Annotated in this window: 4 protein-coding genes; 3 read left to right on the top strand and 1 reads right to left on the bottom strand. The window is 22.8% G+C overall.

Going from position 1 to position 8241, the window contains the following annotated elements; all coding sequences use genetic code 4:
• Nucleotides 1-230: 230 nt before the first annotated feature.
• Together U744_RS0103735 and U744_RS0103740 are read left to right on the top strand one after the other, a co-directional pair.
• On the top strand, nucleotides 231-1310 hold the full coding sequence (locus tag U744_RS0103735) for a hypothetical protein (RefSeq protein ID WP_025755714.1): 1080 nt from the start codon (nucleotides 231-233) through the stop codon (nucleotides 1308-1310).
• A 668-nt stretch (nucleotides 1311-1978) separates the two neighbouring features.
• Nucleotides 1979-3847: a hypothetical protein gene (locus U744_RS0103740; protein ID WP_025755715.1), complete on the top strand. Its 1869-nt coding sequence runs from the start codon at nucleotides 1979-1981 to the stop codon at nucleotides 3845-3847.
• 244 nt (nucleotides 3848-4091) lie between these two features.
• Here U744_RS0103740 and U744_RS0103745 read toward each other — a convergent pair whose 3' ends face one another.
• Complete coding sequence (locus U744_RS0103745; protein WP_025755716.1) at nucleotides 4092-5468, bottom strand: dihydrolipoyl dehydrogenase; 1377 nt, start codon at nucleotides 5466-5468, stop codon at nucleotides 4092-4094.
• A gap of 335 nt (nucleotides 5469-5803) precedes the next feature.
• On the opposite strand from U744_RS0103745, the gene U744_RS04350 reads away from it, so the two are divergent.
• On the top strand, nucleotides 5804-8241 hold a 2438-nt coding region (locus U744_RS04350), incomplete at its 3' end, for a hypothetical protein (protein ID WP_036432071.1).

Here is an 8241-nt window from a genome sequence, read left to right on the forward strand (position 1 = left end):
TTTTTTTTTTTTTTTTTTTAGAAATTTAATTTTTAGTTAAAAAACTATAATTTGTGAAAAAAAATACTTTTTTATGAAATTTTATAGAAATTTATTGTTTTTTATTTATTTAAATTAAACAATTAATTAAAAATAAGTTAAAATATTGTTAGGTAATATCAAAATTTATTTGTAGTTTAAATTAAATATTGCCATGTTAATATGTTTTATTAATTATCAAGGAGATTTTAATGAAAAAATTGAAATTTATTTTGCCTTTAGCAATTGGAAGTGTACTTCCTATTGCTGGACTTGCAATGCAATGTACTTCAAACACAAATGAAACATCAAAAAGTTTTATACCAGTTGCTGAACAAAAAACTTCATTTGATGCTTCAAAACAACTTGATTATGGTTTTGAAAATACAACAACTAGACCAGGGATGCCAATTTTAAAAGTAAATGCACTTTCAGCTATTAAAGCAGGGCTATGAATTAAAAATGATAATCAATTGCAAACAGGTGCTTCAAATGATGGTGAATCTTTTACTAAAAAATTTATAAAAAAAATTAATGAATTTTTAAAAGAAGATCAAAAACTAAGTGAAAATCTTGAAATTGATAAAGTTTATGTAAGTTCAAAGTCTGATAAATCTATTAGTGAAGATTTTATTCCTTCAACTTATGAGAAAAACGAAGTTGAAATAGATTTGGTGTTTAAAATTATTTCAAAAGATAAAAAGATTTACAATATTAGTGGACCTGCAAAAATAAAAGTTTCTGGTTATAGGGTAGTTGATGCTGATACTTTAGCACCAACCACTGATTCAACCATTATTATTTCAGGATTTAATAAAACAACTAAGAAAGAGGCTATTGAGGAATTAAATAAATACTTTAATGTATCAGATGAAAAAAATACAAACATTTATTTCCCAGTTCCTAATCTTAATGATAAATTAGAACCAATTTACAAAAATTCAGATGGAAAACCACTTCCAAAAAGAGCATTACCTGATTATAAAATTGATCAATTTGTTAAATTATATAAAAATGCTAATACTGCAAAACTTACTGAAGCACCTAAAGGTAATTTTCCAAAACCTAGAGTAGGAAGAGCAATTGAAAAAATTGAATTTATGTTAGCTGAAGAAAATCAAAGCGACACAACATTTACAAAAGGTTTAACTCAATTGAAAGTTAATGTAAAAATTACATTTATTCCTCACTGAAGATGAAAGAAAACTGCTGAGGGAATAGCCAAAGAAACTTTAGATTGAACTCTTAAAGGAGTGGTATTGAAAATTAATGACATGGAAATGTCTAGTTAATTTATTTTTTAAAATCATTCAAAAAACATTAGAATAACTTCTAATGTTTTTTATTTAAAATTTAATGTAAAAACTTCTAAGTCTTAAATGAAATTAAAAATAAATTTATTTACAAAATCGTTGCTTTATCAATTTAATTTATAAAAATACAAAGTTAAAAAATAAAATGGAAATTTTATTTTTTATTTGATTATGTATGTTGAATTTATTAATAAATTTTAAAACAAATAAGTTTATGAACACAGAAAAAATTTGGTTGAAAAAACTAAATTTTAATATTTATGCTAATTAAATTTAAATAGTTTTTTTATAATTATAGTAGCTATTGTAAAGAATGATTTTGTAAATTATTTTTAATGATAATAGCTATAAATACAAAAAAGGAGATATTTAAAATGGTTAATTGAAGCTTTTGGTAAAGGGTATAAAAAACTGTTGCAAAAGAAACATTAATTTAAAAATATGCATGCAATAAAATAAAGTAAAAAATGGTGCTTTATAACCAAAATACTTTTCATTTTACAGTTTAATGCCTATATTTGAACAAAAATTAACATTTTCAAATGTTAAATTTAAAATTTTTAAATAATTAAAAGGAGGCTATACTTAAATTTAAAATAGTTGAAAAAATTATTTTTTTACTATTGTAATTTAAGTATTTATAAAAAATGGAAAAACAAACTAACAAAAAATATATTAATTCAAACACTATTTTAAGCAGACATTTTAATAAACATGATAGTCAACAAAATCCTAATACACCAAGATTTGTTTATAGAGTGGATACTAGACCACCAGAAATTATTTTTAGAGAAGGATTTAGAAATCTAGGAGATATAAGAAATTTTTTTGAACACATAGTTTCAACTAATTTTGGACAAAGTTGATTTGTTTCTTTTGCTGAAACGCCAACAGCAGCAATTAGATATTTTGGAAGTTGATTAAGGCCTCACGTACCCACTCACCCTAGAGTTGGTTATTTATATGAAGTTCGTGCCGATCAATATTTTTATAATGCACGTCAAACAGGAGAAAGTCTTTTAGATCTTATTTATAATGATGATGTAACATACGATGAAGGTGATCGTGATATGGCAAATATGGGAATAAGGGCTTTAAGAACTTCTTTTTCTTATCAAAGGGAGTGATTTTCTGATGGTCCTGTAGCAGCTACATCAGTTAGATCAGCATGAAGAATAGATGCTGTTCCTGTGGCTCCTGGTCATGCTTCACATCCTGTTGGAAGAGTTGTTGAAACAACAAGAATTCATGAACCAGAAATTTTAAATCAAGATTATCTAGATGAAGAAACACAAGCTAATCCTAATCCTTGAACTCCTTCAGCGGCAATGCCGGTGCATTTATCAGTTCCAGAAGTTTTTAATGTAGGTGATATAAGTGAAGGTGTATCAGGGGCATTTGGATTTACTTGCCCTGACTGAGGAAGTAATTATGAGTCAAATTCTAAATTTCATAATTGTATTTTTGAAGAGTATAATTATTATAAATACACTCATATGCCACATAAAACTCCAAGTTACAAATCAGAAGCATCCGATATTGAATTAATTTTATCCAATAAAAATAATATAGCATATGAAGTTTTTGGCAAAAATATTCCAAATTCTTACGTTTCAATTTTTGATATATCAAAAAAAGCTGAATTACATGCATTAAAATCAAGTAATGGAGATTTGGTTTATCATTTTTATTATGATACTCAAGAAAGAATTACCCTAAAGCAAAATAATTTTAACAGTGATTTAACTTTTTCATTAACACCAAAGCAAACAGATACTGCTGGAGTTTATAAAATTGTCACTCAAGTTTCAACTAATAATCATATTGAACAAAAATGAATATTAATTCCAATAAATGAAGAATTGACTAAATTTAGAGTATCTTCACGTATATTTCCAAATATAAAAAATGGGTTATTTAGAAAAAAAGATGCAACAGATCACACTTTATATTTATTACCACTAGATAATTCAATAAATATTAATGATTATGAAGAGTTATTTATTGAAATTGATTTTAAAAAAACTGATGCAACATTTATAACTCAAAGAGTTTGCGAGAAATTTTTTTCTGATATAGCTCTTGAATGATTTGTAGATAATCAATATTATACTCCTTTGTTATCAGGTTGATCTAAAGCAGGAAGATCTGAGAACTATAAATTCTTTTATGATTTTGATACTTCAGTTATTTTTTATGTTAATGAAAAAGCTGAAACATTTACTTTATTTAATAAACGAGTATCACTTTTTTATGATTGAGATTGAGTTGAATGACATAAAAAAAGTATTAAAGATTCTAAGACATGAGAATATAAGTGATATTTTTCAAAAAGAAATTTATCTTCAACTTCAATTAATAATTTAAATTACAGAATTATAAGATCAGCAAAATATAATGATTATTTAAAAGTTATTTATGGTGGTTCTAAATGAGGTGGATGATACACAACTAAATATTTTAATGAAAGCAACTCAGTAAGAGAATTTGTTTTAACTGATGATTTTGATAAGTAAAATAAATAAAAAGCATAAAAATTTAAAGTGATAAAAAAATTAAATTTTTTAAAAATGATTTCTGTTAAATTCAGGAATCATTTTTTGATTTTTGTTATTAGTTTAATTTTTTGTTACATATTTTTATTGATTTTTATTTTAAAAGTAAAAATAATTTTTATATTAAATTAAGTAATTAATTTTTGAATTTAAAAAACACTAAAAAATAATTTTAGTGTCTGTATGTTAATAAAAATTAAAATTCTTATTTTTTAAAAGTAAAATTTCGAGCAAGATAATAAATTGCTTCAGCTAAAGTAGGATGGGTGTAATTACTTTCCTGTAAATCAAAAATAGTTTTTTCTTGTGCAATAAAACTTGCAAGGTGATTAATTAAAAGTGATGAATTTTTTAAAATAATAGTTGCACTAAGAATTTTAAAGTTATGTTTATTTATAACTATCTCTAAAAATCCATCTAAATCATTTTTTTCTACAAAATTTCGCGGAAGTTTATTTCCTGGAATTGTTAGTTTTATAAATTCAACTCCTTTTTCAGTTAATTGATTTTCATTTAAACCAACCATTGATATTTCTTGATCTAAATAAATAGAGTTTGAAATTAATGAAGGGTTAAAATGTTCATTTTTAGAAAAATTTAAAATGTCTTTTGCTACAATGTCTCCATGCTTGTAAGCGCTAGTTGTAAGACCTAAAATACCATTTACATCTCCGATGGCATAAACATTTTTTACAGAAGTTTTCATTTTTTCATTAACTTTAATTGTTGAATTTTTGTTTAAGACTAAATTTAATGCTTCTAAACCTTCAATATTTGGAACTCTTCCTGCAGCAATTAAAATTTTTTCAGTTTCAAATATCTCTTGACTATTTGTTTTCTGATTTGTGGTAATTAATTTATTATCTTTAAATTCTTCAATTTTTACTGATTCAACAAATTTGATATTTTTCTTTACTAATCAATTTTTAAGTCATTGTTTAACTTCATTAGAATATCTAGAAAAAATTTCATCTGCTGTTTCTAAAATAGTAACCTCAGTTCCAAATGTTGAATAAAAATAAGCCATTTCTAAGGATATAACACCAGCTCCAATAATAGTTAAATTTTTAGGAATTTCTTGAAGACTTAGTGCTTCAGTTGTATCAATTAGTATTTTATTTTTATAACCTTGCTCAAAACCAGGAATACTTAAAATTCTTGGTCTTGTTCCAGTTGCGATAACTAATTTGTCAAATTTTATATTTTCTTGATTTACTTTAAGTGTGTTTGAATCAATTAATTTTCCTTGACCTTTTATAATTTTAACATTTAAATTATTTAGTAAAATCTCAATGTTATTTTGTAATTTTTCACTATTGTTTAAACGATCTGTAATTGTTTTTTGATAATAAAGATCTAAGTTTTTTAACTGAATTTCTTCATTTGTTAATTTATTAATTTTTTCAAGCAATCTTGCTGATTCAATTAAAGTTTTTGAGGGAATACATCCAGCATTAACGCATGTACCACCTAAATTGTTTTTTTCAATTATTGCAACTTTTTTATTGTGATTTGCAAGAATGGCAGCTAATGAATAACCAGCTGGACCAGCACCAAGAATAACAATATCAAAATGTTTCACTTTTTCTCCTTAAATTTACATATTTATTTAATTATAAAAGATAAATTAAATAATATAACTTAAAAATAGTTTTTTTAGAAGTTTTTAAAGTAAAAAAGTGATTTTTTAATAAAAATTAATAACTTTAATGTTATTTTAGTTTATTTATTAGTTGTAAAAAAATATGTAAAGAAATGCTTTTTTTTTTTTTTTTTTAATATAATAACTTTATACTTTGAAATTAATTTAATTAAAAAAATGAGTAAAAGTTTAAATTGATTTAAAAATTTTAGAGCAAATATTTAATTATTTGCACTTTTCTTGTTTTTAGCAATAAAAAAAGGAGTAATTTTATCATGTCCAAATCTAACAAACTAATAAAACTACAAAGTAAAAATAAAGGTTTATTGCTTTGATTAGGCCTTTTAATCCCAGGAGTTGCAGTTGGCTCATCTTTACCTTTACTTTTAAAAGATAATGATTTAGAAGAAAAATCTATTTTATTAAAAAGTAAGGTTTTAAACAACTTGCTCGAGGATACAAAACTTGTTTTAAATTTTGATGAACAAAACATTAAATTTTTAAGTTTAAAAGAGTTAAATTTAATTTTTGCAGATGAACAAGATAATGAATATTCTTTTAATGAAATGGTTGATGAAAATGGGAGTATAACTTTTGAAGCAGAAAAATTAATTGAAGGTAAAAATTATATTTTAAAAAAAGTAAGTTCGTCTAGATTTAATTTTACTTTTGATTCAATTGATTTATCTAATAGGATTATTAATAAGACATCTAAAGTTGATGAAAATGGTGATTTAATTTTTTATAGACAATTTGACTCTTCAAAAAAAGGTCAGACAATTGCAATTGAAATTGAAACAAATAAAAATAAAAATGTTACAAGACTTGTAACTATTGATGATACTGGGATGGCACAAATTAAGCCAATACAGTTGGAAGAATTTAAAAATTTTGATTTAAGTGATACTAAATTTAAAGCAAATTGAAAAATTAAAACTAAAAATGATTTTTTAAAGTATGATAGTAAATTTTATTTTGGAAAAATTGTTATTTTTTATGATAAAAAATTAAAAAATAATTTAACTTATTTTAAGTTGCCTAAAAATGAAGTATGAAATATTAACGATAAAATTTCTATTAATTATTTTAATTACTTAAAAAATGCAAATGAAACTAAAATTTTTTCAATTAATGAAGATGGAACTTTAAAAATTGATCAATTAGATAAATTAAATGGAAACATTGAAGTTAATTATGACAATATTAAGTTATTAAAAGGTGAGTCTAAATTTTCACAATTGTTTGCAGTTCCATATAATAGAAATTCAAATAATCATGATAGTTTTATAGCAAGCGATCCTATTCTTGATTACAATAATTTAATTAAAAAAATTTTTCCAAAATATAAGTTTAATTATTCACTAAACAATAAGCAAGTTCTTAACTTAAAATTAAATAATGAAAATAATTTAGTTTTTAAGTTATTAAAAGATAAAAAAATTATTTTGAAATACAAATCTCAAAGTTTTAATGAAAAAATTTATTTTGCTAAAAATCTTATAAAAGATGTTTCAGCACAAGCAAGAAATAAATTTATTGATATAAATGATATTGAATTAGTTAATGGAACAATTCAAAAAAATCGTTTATACGAACTTGAGAGTATTTATTTTGTTGATTCATTTTTACAAGTAAATGAAAATAATTTGACAAAAGAAAGAGCTATTAATTATGATCCTAAATTTTTAAAGAGAGTTTTTAAAGATCTTTCAGATGAGGCGTTTTTTACAAGTGAAAAAAAATTAGGTAAATTTGATGCTGAAATGATTGTTTTAGATTCTCCTAAGCTTTATGAAGCAAAGCTTAAATTTATTATTCATGATCAGGATAACCTTTTAATTGATGAAAATTATGAGGTTGAATTAGATGTAACTCTTAGAACTCTAACAGCAAACAACAAAACTAAAAAAATAGTTGCTAAAACATCAATTGAAAATAATAAAAAAGTTGTTGAATTTGTTGTTAATGAAGTTTTATTAAATAAAGAAAATTTAGTTAATAAAATTACTATAAAAAATATTAAACAGAATAATAAAATCCAAGATAAAGAAATATCTATAAATCAAATTTTTAGCAATAAAGTATGACTTAAAAATAAAGTTGGTGGATATACTCCAGTATTGACAAATATTGAACTAAATGAAGCAAATCCAGTTAAAGCAAAATATTTATTAGATATAGAACTTTCAGATAACTTAAAACACTTTAAAAATCAATTAAAATTTATTGGTCAAATTTCTCAAACTAAAATTAGTGATAATAGAAACCCTCAATTACTAAAAATTAATTCTAATGAATTTGCTAAATTAAAAAATAATAATGTTGCAATAGTTTTTGATAATTTAGTTTCAAATAGAAAATATAGAAATTTTGATTTATTTGTTGATGTTAATGAAAATGTTTCTACAAACAATAAAAATAGTATTATTCAATCAAATTCAGCTTTTAGTGTACTGGTAAATGAATTTGCAACCCCAGCTAAATTAACTAGTGTTGAATTAGTTGAAGAGATTAATACTTTGGATAAATTAAAGTTAAAATACAAAATTTCTTCATTAGATGAAATTTTAGTTGATAAAGATATATTAAATCTTACTTTAACTCCAACTAATAACAAGCGTAGATATTTCTTTGAACAAAATAAACAATTAGTTAAAGAAGGAAATGAGTATTTTGTAACTTTTGAATTTGATGTTGTTTCAGGAACTGATTT

It is taken from the genome of Mycoplasmopsis cricetuli ATCC 35279, assembly GCF_000526955.1.
GTDB lineage: Bacteria > Bacillota_I > Bacilli_A > Mycoplasmatales > Metamycoplasmataceae > Mycoplasmopsis > Mycoplasmopsis cricetuli.